General features: G+C 71.6%; 15 protein-coding genes and 2 pseudogenes. 4 read left to right on the top strand and 13 right to left on the bottom strand.

All coding sequences use genetic code 11. From position 1 onward, the window contains the following. Positions 1-33: 33 nt before the first annotated feature. The 4 genes from ACHBTE_RS14465 to ACHBTE_RS14450 form a co-directional block, all read right to left on the bottom strand. On the bottom strand, positions 34-5,772 hold the full coding sequence (locus ACHBTE_RS14465) for a hypothetical protein (protein ID WP_394724196.1): 5,739 nt from the start codon (positions 5,770-5,772) through the stop codon (positions 34-36). Positions 5,773-5,790: 18 nt separating this feature from the next. After that, positions 5,791-6,192, bottom strand: a complete 402-nt coding sequence (locus ACHBTE_RS14460; protein WP_394724195.1) for a hypothetical protein — start codon at positions 6,190-6,192, stop codon at positions 5,791-5,793. Between the two features lie 133 nt (positions 6,193-6,325). Next, the gene (locus ACHBTE_RS14455) at positions 6,326-7,138 is read right to left on the bottom strand and encodes a cellulose binding domain-containing protein (protein ID WP_394724194.1); all 813 of its coding nucleotides are present in this window, start codon (positions 7,136-7,138) and stop codon (positions 6,326-6,328) included. A 175-nt stretch (positions 7,139-7,313) separates the two neighbouring features. Further along, the gene (locus tag ACHBTE_RS14450) at positions 7,314-8,147 is read right to left on the bottom strand and encodes a hypothetical protein (protein WP_394724193.1); all 834 of its coding nucleotides are present in this window, start codon (positions 8,145-8,147) and stop codon (positions 7,314-7,316) included. Between the two features lie 250 nt (positions 8,148-8,397). Here ACHBTE_RS14450 and ACHBTE_RS14445 point away from each other — a divergent pair, with 250 nt between their 5' ends. The 3 genes from ACHBTE_RS14445 to ACHBTE_RS14435 all read left to right on the top strand — a co-directional run bounded on the left by ACHBTE_RS14445 (position 8,398) and on the right by ACHBTE_RS14435 (position 12,815). Further along, positions 8,398-9,138, top strand: coding sequence for a TetR family transcriptional regulator (locus ACHBTE_RS14445; RefSeq protein ID WP_394724192.1), 741 nt, complete (start codon positions 8,398-8,400; stop codon positions 9,136-9,138). A gap of 223 nt (positions 9,139-9,361) precedes the next feature. Next, positions 9,362-9,775, top strand: coding sequence for a Zn-ribbon domain-containing OB-fold protein (locus tag ACHBTE_RS14440; RefSeq protein WP_394724191.1), 414 nt, complete (start codon positions 9,362-9,364; stop codon positions 9,773-9,775). Between the two features lie 268 nt (positions 9,776-10,043). Next, positions 10,044-12,815 (top strand): hypothetical protein, encoded by a 2,772-nt coding sequence (locus ACHBTE_RS14435; RefSeq protein ID WP_394724190.1) that lies wholly within the window; start codon positions 10,044-10,046, stop codon positions 12,813-12,815. A 204-nt stretch (positions 12,816-13,019) separates the two neighbouring features. On the opposite strand, the gene ACHBTE_RS14430 is transcribed toward ACHBTE_RS14435, so the two are convergent. Next, entirely contained in the window at positions 13,020-13,412 is a 393-nt protein-coding gene (locus tag ACHBTE_RS14430) for a PPOX class F420-dependent oxidoreductase (protein WP_394724189.1), read from the bottom strand. A gap of 280 nt (positions 13,413-13,692) precedes the next feature. On the opposite strand from ACHBTE_RS14430, the gene ACHBTE_RS14425 reads away from it, so the two are divergent. After that, complete coding sequence (locus tag ACHBTE_RS14425) at positions 13,693-15,057, top strand: S1 family peptidase (RefSeq protein ID WP_394724188.1); 1,365 nt, start codon at positions 13,693-13,695, stop codon at positions 15,055-15,057. A gap of 164 nt (positions 15,058-15,221) precedes the next feature. Here ACHBTE_RS14425 and ACHBTE_RS14420 read toward each other — a convergent pair whose 3' ends face one another. The 8 genes and pseudogenes from ACHBTE_RS14420 to ACHBTE_RS14385 all read right to left on the bottom strand — a co-directional run. Next, positions 15,222-15,410, bottom strand: coding sequence for a hypothetical protein (locus ACHBTE_RS14420; protein WP_394724187.1), 189 nt, complete (start codon positions 15,408-15,410; stop codon positions 15,222-15,224). 114 nt (positions 15,411-15,524) lie between these two features. Continuing rightward, positions 15,525-15,652, bottom strand: a pseudogene (locus ACHBTE_RS14415) (MarR family transcriptional regulator); the annotation flags it as partial. 3 nt (positions 15,653-15,655) lie between these two features. After that, positions 15,656-16,357, bottom strand: a complete 702-nt coding sequence (locus ACHBTE_RS14410) for a L,D-transpeptidase family protein (protein ID WP_394724186.1) — start codon at positions 16,355-16,357, stop codon at positions 15,656-15,658. Between the two features lie 197 nt (positions 16,358-16,554). Then, entirely contained in the window at positions 16,555-17,352 is a 798-nt protein-coding gene (locus tag ACHBTE_RS14405; RefSeq protein WP_394724185.1) for an SDR family NAD(P)-dependent oxidoreductase, read from the bottom strand. Between the two features lie 222 nt (positions 17,353-17,574). Then, on the bottom strand, positions 17,575-18,489 hold the full coding sequence (locus ACHBTE_RS14400) for an SDR family oxidoreductase (protein ID WP_394724184.1): 915 nt from the start codon (positions 18,487-18,489) through the stop codon (positions 17,575-17,577). Positions 18,490-18,596: 107 nt separating this feature from the next. Continuing rightward, on the bottom strand, positions 18,597-18,971 hold the full coding sequence (locus ACHBTE_RS14395) for a DUF4180 domain-containing protein (RefSeq protein ID WP_394724183.1): 375 nt from the start codon (positions 18,969-18,971) through the stop codon (positions 18,597-18,599). A 51-nt stretch (positions 18,972-19,022) separates the two neighbouring features. Continuing rightward, the gene (locus tag ACHBTE_RS14390) at positions 19,023-19,652 is read right to left on the bottom strand and encodes an MBL fold metallo-hydrolase (RefSeq protein ID WP_394724182.1); all 630 of its coding nucleotides are present in this window, start codon (positions 19,650-19,652) and stop codon (positions 19,023-19,025) included. Then, a pseudogene (locus ACHBTE_RS14385) lies at positions 19,652-19,773 on the bottom strand (S-(hydroxymethyl)mycothiol dehydrogenase); the annotation flags it as partial. The gene ACHBTE_RS14390 and the pseudogene ACHBTE_RS14385, both read right to left, overlap by 1 nt.

The raw sequence follows: 19,773 nt of genomic DNA, 5'->3' as shown, positions 1-19,773 counted from the left end.
CCGACTGTTCGAGCCCGAACCGTACGACTGTACTCAGGGCCAGCGGCGCTGCACATCTAGAAGTGCGTCCAGCACGCGCCCGGTGCTTTCCGGACCGCCCAGCGTCACGAGAGCCGGCACGAGTTCACCGAGTACGGCCAGTACACCTCTGCGCGGGGCGTCGGCGGTGCCGTCGAGGAAGAGCCGTACGACTTCGTACTGCTCGTCCCGCCTCAGGTGTGCCACCGCGGCGCCCAGTTCGGCCAGGTGAGGGTACAGGTCACGGTTCTGAGTCACCCGTGGGGAGAAGTGGCGGGCCGTCATGAGCAGGGTGTCGGCGAGAGCGTCCGGCTCCATCAGATCCGCCGCGTCGGCGAGCGCCCCCAGGAGAGCTGTGGTCGCCTCGCGTGTGTGGGGCGCACGGTGGGGCGCCGTCGTCTCGTCCACGGCGCGCCGGACCAGTTCCGCGCTGCGCGCTCCGTCCGCCCGCCGGGCGAGCGCCGCCAGCAGATGGCTTCTGCCATGGCCGACCATGGACCGCGCGTCTTCCTCCAGGGAATCCAGCACCGACTCGGGTGCACGCAGCGCCAACTGCGCCAACAGCGGCCCCTCGCGCGACTTGGTGTACCGAAAGCGCCGCAAGGACTCGATGAGTACGGGAATCCTGTCGGGCGGAACCACCGGGGTCAGCACCCGGATCAGTCTGCTCGTGTCCTGCCCACTGCCGGTCTGGGCGTCGAAGATCTTCATGGCCTGCTGCACGCGGCCCCGTCGGCACAGCTCCGGAAGCAGGCCTTCGAGGGCGGTGAGCGTCTCCTCACGGAGGAACGAGCGGCTCTCCCGCAGAGCACTCTGGAGCCGACGCGTCGTCATCGAGGGTGCGAGCCCGGCGAGCAGGTGGCCGCGTTCCCAGCGGGCCCGCTCGGCGACCAGCTTCTCGAACCGACGGGTCACGTCCCGGGACAGGGGCGGCAGAAGGCCGAGAACCGTGCCCAGGTCGAGAGGGAAAGCGGAGTTCTCGACCATGTCCAGCACATGCCGCGCCAGTTGCTCGCGCCGCTTGCCGGGGAACCGGGCAGCCAGGCCGCACAGCAGGGGTATCGGGAGTCCGTCGGCGTCGGTGCGGGCCAACTCGAGCGCAGTCTCCACCGCCCGGTCCACCAAGTCCTCGGGCAGGCCGGCCAACGCCGCCACCGTCTCCTCGTCCCAGGCGGTGCCCGGCGGTGCGCAGGCGGCCGTACGCAGAGCCAGTTCCCCGTGGCCGGTGGCCGCCGCGACCCCGATGACCTGGCTCGCCACGCCACTGGCGAACAGGGCGGCGCCGTGCGTCTCGATCGTCTCCTCCAGCAGCCCTCGCTGGGCCGCACGGTCCAGGAACGGCAGGACGGACTTCAGCAACAGACCGAGGTCACCCGGTATGTCCGCGGCCGTGAGCTTCCGGTAGGTGCGCAGGCACTCATGGACCAGGCCCTCGCGCTCTCCGGACCCCGGCATTCCGGCCAGCCGGGTCATCAGCCGCAGTACGTCCGTGCCGTCCCCGATCGTCCGGGCGTCCAACAACGCACGCTCCAGACCGGCCCGGCGGCTGTGCGTGTCCGCGCCGTCGGCCATGCGCACGAGCAGCGCCTGTTCGTCCCACCGGGTCAGCACGCCCTCGCGCCGCAGTGACCGTGCGCGGGACACGGCCTCTTGCAGGCCGTCGAGCTGCGACAGACGCAGCAGCAGTGCCACCAGGTCCGCCCCCACCAGACCCTCGACCCACTCGTTAGCGAGGAAGCGGCGGACCTGTGCTTCGGTCAGATGGGGCGCGAGCGGGCCGATCCGGATGCCGGTGCCGCGGGGCGAAGCCGGCGTGAACGGGGCATCGGCCACCCGCTCGAGCAGCTCCGCGCACGCCTCGGCGCGTCGGCCGGGATCGAGGTGGACGACCACGGAGCGCAGCACACGTGCCCGTAAGTCGGCATCGCTGTGCGCGTTCGCCTGTTGCCACACCTCGTCCAGGGCCTGGCCTCGAAACGGTTCGGGCAGCCAAGGGGCAAGGAATGCCACACCGGGCAATGTCAGCTCGGTCCGCGCTCCGTCGTCCGGATCCGCCGCGCCGGCGGGCCTGTACAACGAGGTCATCACCGCGGCGGGGAGCGTGCGGAAGATCTGCTCCAGCAGGTCGTGCACGACGCCCGACCGGTTGGCGAGCCCGGGGAGGCGGGCCGCCCACCGGCGCTGTTCCTCCTCGGACAGGTACGGCACCACGTCCGAGATCCATCTGAGCCGGTCCTCGGGCGGCCAGCCAAGGCCGACGGAGCCCATGATGTCCTCGACGAGCCCGAGCCGGCCGGTCTGCGCACTCCTGCGCGCCAGCGCTGTGAGCACCCGCGCTCCGGGGGCACGTCCGTTCAGGGCAAGCGCGATCGTGGTGGTCTCCCCCATCGACCGGGTCCGGTCGCGCTCGAACGGCTCCGCCCGCACATGATCGAACACCCGCGCGAGTACGTCGCGCATCCGCTCCCCGGCCAGATGGGGCACGAGTGCGGTGACGACGTTCTCGTACGAGGCACAGGGCAGGTCCATCGTCTCGCAGGCCGCGAGAGCCTCTTCCGCATGACCGAGGCGGGCGAGCGCCGCGAACAGCCGGACGCTGCCGTTCGCTTCGACCGCGCAGTCGATCACACGGTCCCGCACCTCGTCGTCCAGGGGTCCGGGCAGGGACGACAGTACGGCGCGCAGGGCGACGGAGCGCAGCCGCGGATCCGGGACGGCCAGGGCCCGGTCCAGGAGGGCGGCGGCAAGTCGTGCGTCCATGGACTCCTGGTGCCGGGCCAGGACGTGCACGAGGCCGGCGTCGGGAAGTTCGCCGGCCGTGGCCGCCACGGCCTTCACCAAGGTCTCGTGGTCCTCGCCGGTCGTGTCGGATGCCAGCCCCATGAGCACGGCGATGCGATCGTGCCCGTCGGCCATGTTCTGCACCGCGGAGAAGGCCTCGTGGAAGCGTCCTCGGGTGCACAGTTCCACTCCGATGCCCCACAGTGCCAGGACCGCCCGGGTTCCTTCCGTCTCCCGGAGGGCCTCCTGGGCCAGCGCGGTCAGTTCCGTATCGTCCAGTGCGGGGGCCACCAGGCGTAGATTCGCTGCCCAGGCGTCGAGGTCTCCCGCTTCCCGTGCGGTTGCCAGTGCCTCACGAGCGAGGCCGGCCGCCTGCTCCTCCGGCGCGCGGGGCGTCGCCCGGGCCAGGGCGAGCGTGCGTGCAGCCGCGCAGGGCAGCGCCCTCGCCGCGGTGACCCCCTCGGCATGCAGTTCGCCGGTGAGATGGGGGAGCACACTCAGTAGGCATTCGGTCCTGTCGACGTCGCCGGATGCCGACAGCGCTGTCTCCAGGGCCCGTGCATGCAGTTCGGGAGGCAGCACGTCCATCAGGTCGTCGAGCACGACCGCACGTGTTCCCCAGGGCAGCCAGCGGCCGTGTCGCCGGTCACCGTCCAGCGCGACCGCGACCGCGTCCGTCACCGCCATGGTCCGCAGTGCGTCGGGCAGCCGGTCCGCCACGGCGCCGAACACATTCACCGTGAGCGGACCGTCGTCGCTGGTGGTCCGTGCCAGCATCACCAGGTCCGCCAGGAGCGGTTCGACCACGGTCGCCGCGAGCTCGGGCATGGCATGGGGCCGCACGCCCGCCAGCAGTTCACGCAGGACCACCCGGGCGGCACGACGTTCGCTCTCTGCCAGGAACGGCAGGAGCATCGCAAGCACGGCGACCCGCCCGGGAACACGGCCGTCCGGCGAGAAGGTGGCCGCGACCGCGGCCTGCCTGAGCACCTCCTCCGGTGAGCCGAAGCACTCCGCGCGCTGCTCGGCGGTCAGATACGGGATCACTCGGGCGGCGGCCACGGGGGGCGACAGGTCGCCCAGAACATCGACGGCGTACTCCGCAGCCGCAGCGGCCTCCCCCAACTCGACGGCGCGTGCCACCACCGCCGCCAGGGCATCCGCGCCCACCTCTCCCCGCCCCCGCCCCTTCGCCGCACTGCGCAACGCCTCCACCACGCTGTCCCGTCGCTCCGCCCCGCTCTGCTCCGCGGCCACGGCCAGCAGAGCGGCAGGGCGGTGTGCGGGATCGGTGCGGCGGGCGTACACCAGGGCCTGCACCGGGGTCCACTTTCCGTGGCGGACGAGTGCGCCCAGCAGTTCGGGGGAGATGCCGCGCGTCTCGTCGCCGACACTGCTGTCGATGAGAGCGCACAGCACGTCGTCAGCGAGATGAGGGAGAGCCCTTGCCCGGTCCAGCGCCTCGGCGTCCGCCCGGCGCAGCACCTCGCGACAGGCGTGCACGTCGGTGAGGAACCCGGCGTAGGTTCCGTCGAGGGCGGTCCACGCCTGCTGCCGTCCCGGGGAGAGCAGCGTCAGCCAGTCGGCCGACGGGGCTCGCGTACGGTTCAGATGTGCGGCGAGGTACTGCACCACATAGGCGGGGGCCGCGGCCGGTGGCAGAGAGCCGTCGTCCAGTGCGCCGTTCACCTTCCGTCCCCAGTCGGTGAACCTGGCCTGCATCGCCTGGCGTTGCGCTTCGCTCATCTCGCGCGCCGCCCAGTGCTCGGCCAGCCGAGGATGGCTGAGCACATGTCCGTGGTCGGTGCCCTCGCCCACGAGGAAGCGGTCGAGAGCGGCCAGGGCGGTCTCGACGACGGCGCCGTCGACACCGGGATCGAGCTGAGCCAGATCCTCTCTGCGCAGCGGGCCCAGCGCTTGGGAGAACACCGCCATCAGGGTCTTCACCTGTGCCTCGACCGCGTGCACGCCGAGGGATCCGTAGCGGCTCTGCCACAGCTCCCGCTGGTCGCGCCACCAGCGTGTGAACACGCCGTCCAGTCCGGCGGGCAGCGCGCGCAGCGTGTCGGCCCGGGCCGTCAGGGACCCGGAACGGTCCAGCAGGTCACGAAGGTGTTCGCCGAGGAGCAGCGGATCACCTTCGGTCAGCCGGTGCAACTCGTCGACGAGGACGTCCGGTTCGGGCGGGTCCGGCGGGTCCTGGGCAGTCATGGGCAGAGCGGTGACGAGGTCACGTATACCGTCGCGCGAGATGCCGTCCAGGCGGAAGGCCGTGCCGAGACCCGCGGACTCCCATTCGAGCGCCTCCAGCCAGTCCGTGCCCTCGGAACGCTCGGCGGTGGTCCGCGCCGATACGACCACCCGCAGCCCCGGCGGTGGGTCCGCCGGCAGCACATGCGGGCCCAGTTCCCAGTTCGCCGCCTCGTCCAGGCCGTCGAGCACGACCACGAGGTTGTCCTTCGGCGGAACCCGCGCCAGGTAGTCCGCCACGACGCCCTCCCAGACATCGGGTGAGCGATCGGCTCCGGACGGCGGGTCCTCGTTGTGCACCGCGGCGAGGCGGGCCGCCAGTGCCGGGAAGAAGACGGTGGGGAGATTCGTGCGGTAGCGGATGCTCACCGGGACGAACACGACGTCGGTGTGCGCGCGGGCGAGCAAGCCGCGCGACCAGTGCACGAGCAGCGCGGACTTGCCGCGTCCGCCCGTAGCGCACAGCAGCAGGTACGGCTTCTGCGTGGCGTCCTCGAGCCAGTCGTCGAGGCGCGCGAGGTCCGCGTCGCGGCCACCGAACGGCCTGGGGCTGCGTGACGTCCCCAGATAGGCGGTCAGGAAGTTGGAGATCCTCGTGTCGTACCGGGTCGGCAGGCGGTCGATTCCCGTGACGAACTGCTGGACGACCGTGTTGCCCTCGCCGACGACGACGCCCCGCGTCTCGCCGAACCGGGGCGCGTACGAATTGCTCCCGTCGGCCATGCCCGCTCCCCCACCGGGCTACGAGCCCTGCGGAGGCTCGTGGAACCTCATGTCGACCTTCGCGTGATCCCCCTGCACGAGACCCTGCACATTTCCGTCCACCGCGACCGAGTACCTGCCGCCGGCTCCGGCCCCGCTCTCGTCGGCCAGCTTCAGCAACCGCCGTGCCAGCGCGACCACTTCGGGATCCTTCTCCGCCTCGGCCGCGAGCAGCGCCTGCCGAAGAGGCGCCTCCCAGACGGCCGGTTCGCTCTCGTACTGCTCCACGAGCCGGTCACCGAGCGGCTGGTCCGCGACACGCCTCGTCACCAGGCCCTTCAACGCCTGGTACGCGTCCTGGACGGCCGAGCCCACCGTCTCCTTGAGCCCGACGACGGCACCGGCCGCCAACGCGGTGAGCACCACAGACACTGGTTCCACAGGTCGGTCCCCCATCCCCCGCGGCCGGCGCCCTGCTCGCGCCCGGCCGGTGCCCCAATGTCCCACGAGCACGGCTCGACTGGGTATCCCCCGGCATGGGTACAAACGTCCGGCACGCCGGGCGCATCAGGTGTCAGGCGCCCTCCGCCGTGGCCGCGCAGGTGACCGTCGCCGACGGGGTGCCGGTCGACGCGGACGCGTCGGCGATGAACCCGAACGTGACGCTCGCTCCCGGCTCCAGCACACCGTTCCACGACGCGTTGGCGACGGTGGCTGCGCCCGACCGGGTGCTGTCGAGCGTGCCGTCCCAGACCTGGGTGAGGCGAGCGCCCTCGGTCGGTACGACGGTGGCGGTCCAGCCCGAGGCGGCAGCGGCGGGCGCGTTGGTCACCGTGACCTCGCCCTGATAGCCGCCCTGCCAGCTGGTGACCGTTCGGTAGGACGCGGTGCAGGCGGGGGGCGGGGCACCGGGAGCGCCGGCGCCGGGATCGCCCGGGTCGGTCGGGGTGGTCGGGTCCGCCGGGTCGGTCCGGTCGGAACCTGCGGCGGCTCCTGAGTCGGTCGAGGATCGGTCCGGCGCCGCGGCCGACGGGTCTGCGCCTCGGTCCGGGAGCAGGAGAGCGCCGCCGAAGCCGACGACCGCGGCTGCCGCCACGACGACACCGACGGTCGTGCGGCGCAGCCGGGGGCGGGGTGCGGCGACGGGCGGGAGTTCCTGTGTCTCGTCCTCGGCGTCGAAGCAGGCAGCAACCTCGGGCACGGCGGGGGTGCTGGGCAGAGGCACCGTCTCGTAGTTGCCGCCGTCCTGCTCGATTTCCCTGAACAGTTCCGCGAGGGCGTCGGTGCGGCGCGGTCGCAGGACGTGGATCGGCTCCAGGGCCGGCTCCAGGGCGGACTCCCGGGCTGGTTCCTCGTCGGGTCGCTCGGGATCGGGCCGTGTGGGCACACCGCTCTCCTTCCGTCCTGTGCACCCTGTGCACGAGGAGTTGGGCTTTGCCATCCCCACGCAGAGATACGGGGTTGCCCTTCCGCGGGTTCAGCGCTCCCCAGATGTCCATCGACCTGCGGACGCGGAGGAGCCTGAGGCTCACCTGGAACGGGCGGATGCGCGCCGCGCCCGGTCATGCCTCGGCGGCGAGGAATCCGTGCAAGGACGCCTTCATCGCGTCGACGAAGGCGTCCCTTCGCGTGTCGTCGAGGGCGTCCAGGGACAGATAGGGGTTGAGGTCCTCCAGCTCGACCAGGAGCAGCTCACCGTCCGGAGCGCGGCAGGCGTCGATGCGCTGGATGCCGTGGTCGAGGCCGTTCCAGTCGATGAAGCGCCGGGCGAACGCCAGGTCGGCGTCGGTGGGTGCGTACGGTTCCAGCCGCCAGCGGCCGTCGGTGTGCGGCGCATACAGGGCGTACTGGAAGTCGTGGTCGACGAAGTAGAAGGAGACCTCGTAGGCGAAGTCGACGCGCGGCTGGACCAAAAGGTCCTCGGTGACCAGGTCGCGTGCGCCCTGTGCGGACACGATCCGCAGCCCCATCGAGTCGGCGCCGAGTTTCGGCTTGACGACATAACGGTCGACTTCCGGCAGCAGATGCAGATCCTCGGCGCGGTCCACCGTGGGGATGACCGGGTGACCGGATGCGGTCAGGTCGAGGAGGTACTGCTTGCCCGCCATGTCGGCCTTGCCGGTCAGCGGGTTGTACACGCGCGCCCCGGAGGAGATCGCGCGCCGGCGGAAGTCGTCGTACGCCTCCTGGTAGGTGAGCACCGGGCCGCTGTTGCGGACGACGGTTGCGTCGAAGGCGTCCATGAGCGCTGCCGCGTCCCGGGGGTGGCACAGGGCGAGATCGAACTCGTCGCGCAGCCGGGAGGTGAGGAAGATGTCCTCGTCGCAGTAGCGGCGCCCGCGGGCCTGGTAGGCGAGGTCGGTGACGTACAGGATCCGGGGTCTCACGGGTGGCATGCGGGGCTCCTCGGCTGGGGCGGCAGCCGATCGTACGGGCTCCGCAAGCACCGGACAAACCTGGGGACGTCCCAGGTCACAGGCCCGTCGTCCACTGCTCTTGCGAGCCTGACCCCTCCTCTCACCTCGCCGGGCCACCCCAGCACCGACCCCACTCGACCGAACCGGCGAGAGCCGAGCAAAGCACTCAGTTCCCTCAGGTGCAGCACTGAGTGCCACCGACGCCCACTCTGGTGCTACGTTCCCGTCCATGAGCTCCAGCAACGCGACACCCGGCCGTGACGAGAATGCGCAGGCCGTGACGGCCAAGCCTCCGATGCGGGACGCCCTGGTCGCGGCGGCCTTCCAGCTGTTCCTGGAGCGCGGATACGAGCAGACGACGGTCGATGACATCGTGGCGCTCGCAGGTGTGGGGCGGCGTTCGTTCTTCCGCTACTTCCCGTCCAAGGAGGACGTGGTCTTCCCCGACCACGAGCGGTGCCTCGCCGACATGACGGCCTTCCTGGCAGCGAGCGGCGAGGAGCACGAGCCGGTGCGCCGGGTGTGTGACGCGGCCCGGCTGGTGCTGCTCATGTACGCGGAGAACCCGACCTTCTCCGTGCAGCGCTACCGGCTCACCAAGCAGGTGCCGGGTCTGCGTGCCTACGAGCTGTCCGTGGTGTGGCGTTACGAGCGCGCCCTGGCCGAGTACCTGCGCGAGTGCTTCGCCGGCCGGCGGGACGGGACCCTGCAGGCGGACGTGATCGCCGCCGCCGTGGTCGCGGCGCACAACAATGCGCTGCGTTCCTGGTTGCGTTCGGACGGACAGGGCGACGCGAGCGCCGCGGTGGACCACGCCCTGGGGTATGTGCAGTCCGCCTTCGGTGCCGCCCCTCCCCCGAGTCCGCCCGGTGACGGACAGCCCGACGACGTGGTGGTGGTCGTGTCCCGGCGGGGCGCTCCGCTCTGGCGGGTCGTGCAGGAGATCGAGACCACACTCGGGCGGGACTGACCGGCGCGCCGACCACCGCCCTGCATGCCGACACCGACTTGCATGTCGCCCCCCCGGCTTCTGTGCCGACGCACTCACCCCATATTCAGGGTACGGAGTGCCTTTACCTGTGGCACTGAGTGCCATACTCTGTGGGCGTGCACGGTGGCACGTGAACCGCGCACGTGCGTGCACGGATGACCCGCGCACGTGGGATTCCGGCCGAGCGCAGGGAGTTGACAGCGTGTACCACCACTCAGGAACCGTTGCTCGTCAGGCCGTCGGCTTCGGGGTCGGTGTCCTCGATCCCGGGGCCCCGGACACGGATGCCATGCACTTCCAGCGCTGCACCTGGTGCGGCACTGCCATGTACCACCGGCTGCTGTGTCCGGTGTGTCAGGGCAGTGATCTGCGTACGGAGCGCAGCGAGGGCGTGGGGACCGTCCGGCATTCCACGGTGGTCCACCGCAACACCCCCGCGGCGCGCAATGTGTCGCTCGTCGAGATGGCCGAGGGGTTCGTCGTGCGCGGCCGGGTGATGGGCCCGCCCATAGGCATCCACAGCGGCGACCGGGTCCGGCTGTCCACGGCGAAGGACCCCGTCCGGGGCGAGCCGGTGTTCCAACTGGTGGACGAGCCCTACCGCGCATGGACCTGAGCCGCCGTCGTCTGCCGTCCTGAGGCACTCTCCCCCGGCCGCCTCGTCGTCTGCCCGCCTGAGGCACCCTCCCCCGGCCGCCTGAGCCGCTCTCGCCCCGAGACCGACAACTCCCGCAACTCACCGGCCTGCCCGTCCCCCTTGATCACGCCAAATCCCACCGCCCCCCACGCTCCCCTCCCCGCACAGGCAACGCACAGACACCTCCTCCCGTCCTCCCGGAGTGAGAGCCCCGGGGCGGTCCTGGGGCGGGCAGAAGGAGGGGTACGTGATCCGTGCCCGGCGAATATGGGTCACCGCGGTGGCGTTACTCGCGGTGATGGGGGCCTCGCCAGGGTGGGCTCAGGCCCAACCGGCCTCGGACGCAGGGCCGTCGCGGGGCCCGTCCGACGCGAACCAGGGTCTGCCGGCGAACTGGGGCATCGCCGGTGAGGGGCCCGAGCGCAAGCTTCATTGGCGGTCGGACGAACCGGTGCCCATGGGCGACGCCCGTGTGGAGTTCTACGCCGGTGACCGGCTGCTGGGCCGTCCCGCGCAGGCGAAGGACGGCCGCACCTTCCGGCTCGGCCTGGCGGGGGTCCGGCTGGACTCGGTGCGGGACCTGCAAGTACGGGCCGCGGGGCGCCGGTTGGACGCGCCGGAACCGGCCGGCGGCCCCCGCTCCCGCTCCGCGGTGACCGTGCCGCGGCAGCTGCCGGCCAACGAGGTGGACCCCGGCAAGCCGGGCGCGTACCGGACCGTGACGGGCGAGTACGACCTCGATCCGGTACGGCTTCCCGGGCTCGCCGAACCGGTCGAGATGCGGGCCGTGGTGGTGGCGCCCGAGGACGCCGACGGCCCCCGGCCGCTCGCCCTGTTCCTGCATGGCCGCCACGCCACCTGCTACACCCCGCAGGGCGAGATCACCGGCGACTGGCCTTGCCCGGCCGGCGCCAAGTCTGTGCCCAGCCACCGGGGTTACCTGCGCGACCAGCGACTGCTGGCATCCCAGGGTTATGTGACCGTGTCCGTCTCGGCCAACGGCATCAACGCGCAGGACGGGCAGTCGTCCGACGGCGGCGCCCAGGCCCGTTCCTCGCTCGTGCGTCAGCACCTCGCCCGCTGGGCCGACTGGTCCGCCCGCTCGGACACGGCCCCTGCGGCCGTACGGAAGGCACCGAAGGCCGATACGTCCCAGGTTCTGCTGGTGGGACACTCGCGGGGTGGTGAAGGGGTCAACCGGGCCGCGATGGACAGCCTTTACCCGCCGCCGCCGGACCAGGACGGCTACCGGGGCCCCGTGCGCTGGCACATCCGCGGCACCGTGCTCATCGGCCCGACGATCTTCGGCCAGAACCCCGTCGCCGACGTGCCCTCGCTGACGATCCTGCCGGGCTGTGACGGCGACGTCTCCGATCTTCAGGGTGAGGTGTACGTCGACGGCACCCGGGGCGTGAGCCGAGGAGCGGCGCTGCACAGCGCGGTGTACATGGTCGGCGCCAACCACAACTTCTTCAACAGCGAGTGGACACCGGGGCAGGCCGAGGCGCCCGCGGACGACGACTTCTGGCACGACGAGGAACAGCCCGACCCGGTCTGCTCCCCCGGTGCCCGTACCCGGCTCACCGGCGGCCAGCAGCACAAGGCCGGCGCCACCTACATCGCGGCGGCGGCAAGGCTGTTCGTCGCCGGGGACGACCGGGTGCGACGGCTGCTCGACGGAACGGGCCGGCGCGCGCCCTCGGCCGATCCGGCGCGCGTTCTCGCCCACGCGGTGGGCGCGCGTCGGGGCGCCGGGTTCCTGCCGGACGGCAAGGTGGCGGTGCGTGGGGGCCGGCTGTGCTCGGCCGTGGATCCCTCGACGGCCAAGGCGTGCCTGTCCTCGGAACGGGCCGGGTCCTCCCCGCACTTCGCGCCGTGGGAGACGGACCGCGAGTCCGGCCGGCGTGCCGTCGCGCTGCGCTGGTCCGAGGCGGGACACCCCGTGCGCATACGTCCCGACCGGCCGCTGTCCCTGACGGGTGCGAAGGCGTTGGCGCTGCGTGTCATCGTGCCGCCGAACACCACCGGAACGCGGCTGGACGTAGCCGTCACCGACACCGCCGGACGGCAGCGCAACCTCGGCCGGGCCGAGTTCGACGGATTGCCGGGGACGGACCGTACGGCGTCGTACTGGGCGCGCGAGGTGCGCGTGCCGGTCGGGGCCGACGACGCGGCCGTCGTCGACCTGAAGCGCATCAAGTCCCTGACGCTGACGCCGCGTTCCGGCTCGGGGCGGGCCTGGCTGATGGATGCCTGGAGCTGGCGGCCGGGTACTCCGGACGTGCGGGAAGCTCCTCTGCCCCGGGTCGATGTCGGCCGGCTGACCGTCAAGGAAGGGGATGCGGGGCTCAGGACGTACCAAGTGCCGGTCCGGGTCTCGGGGCAGGGCAGCGGGCAGGTGCGGCTCTATGTCGTCGACCCGGACACGGGCAAGGTCACGGACCGGCTGATGACCGTCCGGCCCGGCACGCACGACCTCGACGTGCCGGTGCGGGTCGAGGGCAATGACCGCTACGGCTACGACGTGGGGCACGACGTGTTCGTGAAGGCCGTGCGCACCTCTGTCGTGGGCTCCCACTACGGCGGGGTGCACGTGCAGGACGACGACCCGATGCCGTCGCTCACCGTGACTCCGGTCGCCGGCCGGGTGACCGAGGGCAAGCCTCTGAAGTGGCGCCTGTCCTTGTCCGCGGTGGCCGACGCGGAGGTCGGCGGGCAGTTCCTGGCGCTGCCGGTCAGTGGCGGCAAGGAGCTGTCGACGAAGGACGTCGACCCGGCCTGGCTGGAGGCGCAGGCGGGCGTGTCCCCGGTGCCGGAGCGTCCGCTGTCCGGCCTGGACGGCTTCTATCTCTGGGCGGCCGTCGATCCGGGGGAGACGAGCACGGTGGTGGAGTTGCCGACGCTCGCGGACCGGGTGGACGAGCCGACCGAGTCGGTGCGGTTCCGGCTGGAGAACGAGCTGGGCGAGCCGCAGCCCGGCGCGCCGGAGGTGACGGGCACGGTGCTGGACGGCTCCTGACCCGCAGGCCCGGGGGAGGCGGCGTCGGCCGCCTCCCCCGGTGACGCCAGGAGCAGTGCACGGCACGGCATGTCGAGGCCACGCCGCCGTGCCGCCACCGTGCCGATGCCGACACCCGTGTGATCCCGCCGTGCGATCCCACTTGGCGATCCCACCTTGCGATCCCACCGTGGGACGGGACCGTGCGCCGGCCTCGTGCGTGGCTCAGCCCTTCGGCGTGAGTGTCACCCGGATGCCGACGGTGCCGTTCACGCCCCTGCGCAGTCGGCTGCCGAGGAGGGTGAGCCGGCCGGTGATCCCGTACTTGCGGGCGATGAGTGAGCGATATCGGGCGCTGGTGGCCTCGTCGCAGATCTCGGCGTCGGCGGGGATCTGCTCGCCGGTCGGGTTGCCCCGCAGGTCGCACGGTCCGACGAGGACGTCCGCGCGGGCCCGGATGCGCTTGACCTTCCAGGAGTCGGCGACCGTCCATACACCGAGCGCGTCCCCGTCCCGGACCACCCAGACCGGGGTGGGGACACCCGTGCCGTTCTTGCGGTAGGTGGTGATGAGCAGGTACTTGCCCGCGCCGAGCCGGTCGAGCGACGTGTCGTCCATGGCCGGAAGTCTAGGCGGGCAGGGCGGCGGTGGCGCGGGCGGGAAAGGCGGGTGGAAGCGCGGGCGGGAAGCGTGGCCGGGGTGCAGGCGGTGGGGGCGGGGGCGCCGACCCGGGGTCGGGGGCCGGTCCTCGGACGGACCCGCCGATCCGTCGCCGGCGGAAGAACGATCACGGTCGCGGTGAACACGCACGGCACGGGCCACGTATGAAGAGAGGGTGCTCAACCACGGGAGGGCCCCGCGGCGTTGACGCCGCGCTGTACTGGTTCGGGAGCCATGCATGAGGCACGCACGACGACGTCTCGTCCGGCGAGTGACACGGCTGGCGGCCGTCGGCGGACTCCTCCTCGGCGCGACGATGGTCACCCGGGCGGTGGCCGCCGAGCCTGCGGACCCCTCCGCCGTCCCACGCACGTTCGCCGCCTCCGCCGCGGGCACCGGAAGCGATCTCGTCTCGCACCTGGGCACGTCCCGTACGGCAGGCAGCTGGCTCGGTGCCGACGGCAAGCCGGTCGTCGCGGTCACCGACGACAAGGCGGCAGCCGAGGTCCGCAAGGCGGGCGCACGGGCGAAGATGGTCGACCACAGCATGGACGAGCTGAACTCGGCCACGTCGGCGCTGCGTTCGGCGCCGCGTGTGGCCGGCACGGCGTGGGTCATGGACTACCGGGCCAACGAGGTGGTCGTCAGGGGCGACAGCACGGTATCGGCGGCCGACTGGTCCCGGATGACGGAGCTCGCGGAGGGCGTCGGCGGCTTCGTGCGCATGGAGCGCACCGAGGGCACGTTCACGACGCGGCTCAACGGCGCGCTGCCGATGCTGTCGACGGCGGGCCGCTGTTCGGCCGGTTTCAATGTCACCGACGGGCAGCGCGACTTCATCCTGACGGCCGGGCACTGCGGGCCGGACGGCTCCGTGTGGTTCGCCGACAACCGGGGTCGCCAACAGCTGGGTCAGACCATCGGGCAGAACTTTCCCGGCGGTGACTTCTCCCTTGTCCAGTACGCGAGCGGCGATGCGGGCGCGGGGGCCGACGTGGTGTCCATCGGGGACGGCAAGGGTGTGCGGATCACCGGCGTCGCCGATCCCGCCGTCGGGCAGCGGGTGTTCCGCAGCGGTAGCACCAGCGGGCTGCGCGACGGTGAGGTGACGGCGCTCAACGCCACGGTCAACTATCCCGAGGGGACGGTGACGGGGCTGATCGAGACGAACGTGTGCGCGGAGCCGGGGGACAGTGGCGGTCCGATGTTCTCGGAGGGGATCGCGCTGGGTGTGACGTCGGGGGGCAGCGGTGACTGCAACGCGGGGGGTACGACGTTCTTCCAGCCGGTGACGAAGGCGCTGGCCGCGCTCGACATGAAGCTGATCGTGGCGGCGCAGAACGGCGCGGGTCAGCAGGGTGTCGGGCCGGGGCCGTCCGGGCAGGGCGCCGGTGCGCCCGGTGCCGCCTCGCCCGGTTCGTCGGTCCCGATGACGGGCACGGACGCCTCGACGCTGCTGTCGCGGCTCGCGGACCCGCGGAACGTCGGTCCTGGTCTGCTGGTCGTCGCGGGCAGTCTGGTCGCGCTGGTGGCGACCCGGTTCATCCGCGCCGAGCAGGACCGCAAGGCGTACCGGCGGTACTACTCGGCGAACTGGGGGTGACCGGGTCCGGCCTGTCACCCCGGGGTCGGCGGCGTGGTGGCCGTGGGGTGTGGCCGAGGTCGGTGGTGGGGGGCACCCGTCGGTTCAGGGGTGCCCGGGAGGGTCTTCCGATGCCTGGCGAGGTGCGCCGAGGAGGGTGACCGGGACTTCGCCGAGGCGTGTGCTCAGGCCGCCTTCGCCGCCGGTTGCGGGACCGCGGCGGCCCACTCCATGACGAGGCGCTGATACTCCTCGCGCTGCTCGACGCTCAGTGTCCCGCCCGACCGGCGCCACAGCGCCCGGATCTCCTCGTTGACCTCGTCAGCCGATCGATCGGAGGCGATTTCAACAGTGGTGGACATGCTGTGAAGCATACGGCCGGTGAGGTGAAGGCGCTGTGAGTAAGCTCGCACAATTCGGACTTAACGGACCGTGTTGCTGATCACGTCCATGAGCCCGACCCCCTCCCCGGCGAGAATCTCCTCTTACGTCCGGTCGTGGCCGGTGGCCGCGTGGATCTGGTAGCGGATGCCGGGGATGGTCAGCAGCGAGACGGCGCTGCCCCGCTCCCCGTCGAGGGTGAGCGGGGCGTTGGGGTTCACATCCAGTGCCGGCCGTGTCAGGTGCCCGGCTTGCGGCCGTAGACGTAGACGTCGTCGCCGTTCTTCAGCAGCGACCAGTACTTCTTCGCGTCGGTCTTGGTCATGTTGACGCAGCCGTGCGAGCCCGGCGGGTTCCACATGCTGACGCCGACCTGGTGGAAGGCCTGGCCGCCGTCGAAGAACTGGGCGTAGGGCATCGGCACGTCGTAGATGCTCGACACGTGGTCGATGTTGCGCCAGTAGATCTTCTTCAGGCCGGTGCGGGTCTCGTAGCCGTTGCGGCCGGTGCGCACCGGTACGGGGCCGTACACCAGCTTGTTCCCGTCCTGGATCCAGCTCAGCTGGAGCGTGAGGTTCACACAGGCGATACGGCCCTTGTTGACGGGGCACTTGCCGTCCTTGTTGGGGTTCTTGCCGACGGCCTTCTGCTTGTTCATCAGGTCCATCACACCCCAGGTGACGGGTCCCGCGTAGCCGGCGTTGGGGGTGATGCCGTGCTTGGTCTGGAAGGCCTGGATGGCCTTGCAGTCGGCGGTGGACTGCTTGCCGTCGACCGGGCGGCCGAGGAACTTCTCCACTTTTTTCTGATAGGGGCCGGTCTGGGTGGTGCAGCTCGGAGCCGCCTGTGCCGGTGCGGCGGCGAGCGTCATGGTGAGCGGTGCGACCAGTCCCGCGGTGATGCCGAGTGCGACGGCTCGCCGTCTGCGTATGTCCCCCATGGCCGGGCCCTTCCCTAGCGTGTTCTGTGGACTTCTGCCAGGTAGACCCGTATGCGGGGGTGTCGGTTGTGGTCCGGGGCGGGCTGTGACCAAATGGTGAACTTCGCCGGGTGCGAGGGCGTCCGGAAGGCGTCCCGAAGAGGTCCGAGAGCGTCCCGAGGGCGGGGTGGGCAGCCGGCTCGGACCGGGCGGTCGCCTCAGTCGTCGTCGGGGTGCCGCACCGCCGTACGGAAGCCGGTGTTGACCGCGGTGAGGCCGCCGTCGACGGTGAGGGCGGTGCCGGTGATCCAGGCGGCGTCACCGGATGCCAGGAAGGCCACGGCCGCGGCGATGTCCTCGGGCTCGCCCACCCGTCCCAGGGGGTACAGGCTGCGGATCTCGTCGAGCTCCTCCTCGCGTCCCTCCCAGGCCGAGGTGCGCACCGTGCCGGGTGTCACCAGGTTGACGCGGACGCCCCGGGCGGCGGCGTGGCCGGCGAGGGTGCGGGTGAGGGAGCCGAGGCCGGCCTTGGCGGCGCTGTAGGCGTGGTTGCCGAAGTCCTGGAGGCCGTTGACGGAGCCGATGTTCACGATGGCGCCGCGGCCGGTGGTGGCGAGGTGGGGAAGGGCGGCACGGCAGCAGCGGTAGGTGCCGGTCAGGGTGATGTCGAGGTCGCGGTCCCAAGCCGCGTCGGGGCCGTCCTCGAAGAGCGGGGTGTCGGGAGTGCAGGAGGCGGCGCAGTTCACCAGGACGTCCAGGGCGCCGAAGACGTCGACGGCATGGGCGACGGCCTCCTCGACCGACGCGCCGTCGGACACGTCGCACGCCCGTGCCCGTGCCGTGTGCCCCTGCTTCCGCAGTCGGGCCGCCGTCGTTTCGACCTCGGGTCCGTCCCGGTCGGTCAGCAGGACCCGCGCGCCCTCCTCGGCGAACCGGCGGGCGGTGGCCGCGCCGATGCCGCGGGCCGCACCGGTGATCATGACTGTGTGACCTGAGAAGCGCGTGATGTCCGTCATGCGTCGCACCGTAGTGCCGGGACGATCATCCCGGCAGATGGCGTGCACCCATGTCGGTGTCGCTTCGACTGCGCGCGGGCCGTGATGCAGTCGTCGGTGACGGTGGCCAGTCGGTGACGGTGGCTACCGGGTCGCCGCCCACCTCGGTCACGGGACGCACCCGGATCCTCTGACGCCACTGGGCGCGCCGGCCGGTCCGGGTGCGCCCGGCCCGATGCCGCCTCAGCGGTAGCCGGTCGTGTCCGCCGGCTTGCCCGCGTCCTGGACCTCGACGAGGTAGCGCCAGGCGTCGGGGCGGCTGCCGTCGAGGTCGGTGAAGCCGTAGACCTGGGCGAGCTGCCCGGCGGAGAGGGACTCGCCGTTCCAGCGGGCGAGGTCCGGGTCGGCGGCGAGGGCGGCGACGGCGCGGCCCACGTAGCGGGGGGTCTCGGAGATGGCGAAGTGCGGGACGCGTTCCAGGGCGTCGCGCCAGTTGTCCTCGCGCACCTCGAACGCCTCCAGCATCATCTCCGAACGCAGCCAGCCCGGGGTGAGCGCGACGGCGGTGGCGCCGCGTGGTCCGAGTTCGTGCCCGAGGGCGAAGGCCATGCGCAGGACGGATGCCTTGGCGAGGTCGTAGAAGAACGAGTTGCGGTAGTGGTCGCCGTTGTAGTCCGCGGTGCCGTCGGTCATCTCGACGACCAGCCCGCCCGGGCGGCGCAGCAGCAGGGGCAGGGCGTGGTGGTTGGTGATCGCGTGTGTCTCGACGGCGAGCCGCAGCAGCCTGAGCCCGTTGTCGAGGTCGTGCTCCCACACGGGGCTGTCCCAGGCGAAGAGTTTCTCGCCGCCCCAGATGTCGTTGACGAGAACGTCGAGGCGGCCCTGTTCCCTCGTGACGCGGTCGACGAGCGCGCGGACCTGCGCCGGGTCGAGGTGGTCGGTGGGAACCGCGATGCCGTGGCCGCCGGCCTCGGTGACCAGGTCGGCGGTGTCCTCGATGGTCTCGGGGCGGTCGTACTCCGAGCGCTGGGCGCGGGTGCTGCGTCCCGTCACATAGACGGTGGCGCCGGCCGCCCCCAGCTCCACGGCGATGCCACGTCCGGCTCCCCGTGTCGCCCCGGCGACCAGCGCGACCTTGTCCTTCAACGACTGTGCCATGTCCGGCCTCCCGTGCCTGCGTGTGCGGTGTCGCTCTCGAGGGTGCCGGGGAAGCCGGACATCTTCTGTCGTCTTTTATGGGTGGGGGGACGCCTTTTCCGGCAGGGTCACCCGGGCGGGCGCAGTCGGGTGTCGAGTGCGTCGTAGGTCGGCAGGAACCAGATGTGGCCGCCCTGGTTGGTCTCGTGGACGAAGTCGCGCAGGGACGAGCTCTCGGCGATGTGCCGGGAGATGTCACCCACGACGGCGAGGCGCAGCCGGTAGGTGACGAACTTCTGCATGACCGCGCCCGCCACACCCGACCGCAGCCGGAAGAAGTCGTCGCCCACCCGCTCCACCGGCACCACGACCAGCTCGGCCTCCTGCCCGAACGCGTCTCCGATCAGATCGAGCGCCGCGCTCTCGCCGTCCAGGGCGGGTCCGTCGGGAGCGCAGCGCAGGACGCGTACGTCATGCAGGGTCACGAGCGTGTTGGTGGTCATGGGGCGTGATCGTACGGTCGCGTCGCGCCCCTCACCACGAGTTTTCCCGGCTCAGTGGCCGCGGTCGAGCCATTCCTGGAGGTGCGGCGCCTCGGCGCCGATGGTGGTGCCGTCGCCGTGGCCGGTGAGCACCTTGGTCTCGGGTGGGAGGGTCAGCAGACGGGTGCGGATCGACTCGATGATCGTCGGGAAGTGGGAGTAGGAGCGGCCGGTGGCGCCGGGGCCGCCCTTGAAGAGGGTGTCACCGGTGAAGACGACGCCCAGACCGGGGTCGTACAGGCACACCGCGCCCGGTGCGTGCCCCGGAGTGTGCAGGACCTCGAGGTCGGCGCCCGAGGCCTCGATGATCTGGCCGTCCTGGAGGTGGGCGTCGGGCTCGCGGTCGCGGTGGGTCTGCTTCCACAGCGGGAGGTCGTCGGGGTGGAGCCAGATCGTGGCGCCGGTGCGGTCGGCCAGTGCGGGCGCGGCGCCGATGTGGTCGTTGTGGGCGTGGGTGCAGACGATCGCGGTGAGGCGGCGGTCGCCCACGGCGGCGGCGATGGCGTCGGCGTCGTGGGCGGCATCGATGACGATCACTTCGTGGTCGTTGCCGACGAGCCACACGTTGTTGTCGACGTCCCAGGTGCCGCCGTCGAGGGCGAACTGGCCAGAAGTGACGAGGTGTTCGATGCGCGTGGCCATCACAGCATCACCACCGAGCGCAGGACGTCGCCGTGATGCATCCGCTCGAACGCCTTCTCCACCTCGTCCAGCGCGATGGTCTCGGTCACGAACGCGCCCAGATCCAGCCGGCCCTGCAGAT

Origin of the sequence: Streptomyces sp. M41 (assembly GCF_043673425.1) — a bacterium.
Lineage (GTDB): Bacteria > Actinomycetota > Actinomycetes > Streptomycetales > Streptomycetaceae > Streptomyces.
This window is presented reverse-complemented; position numbering and strand designations above follow the sequence as displayed.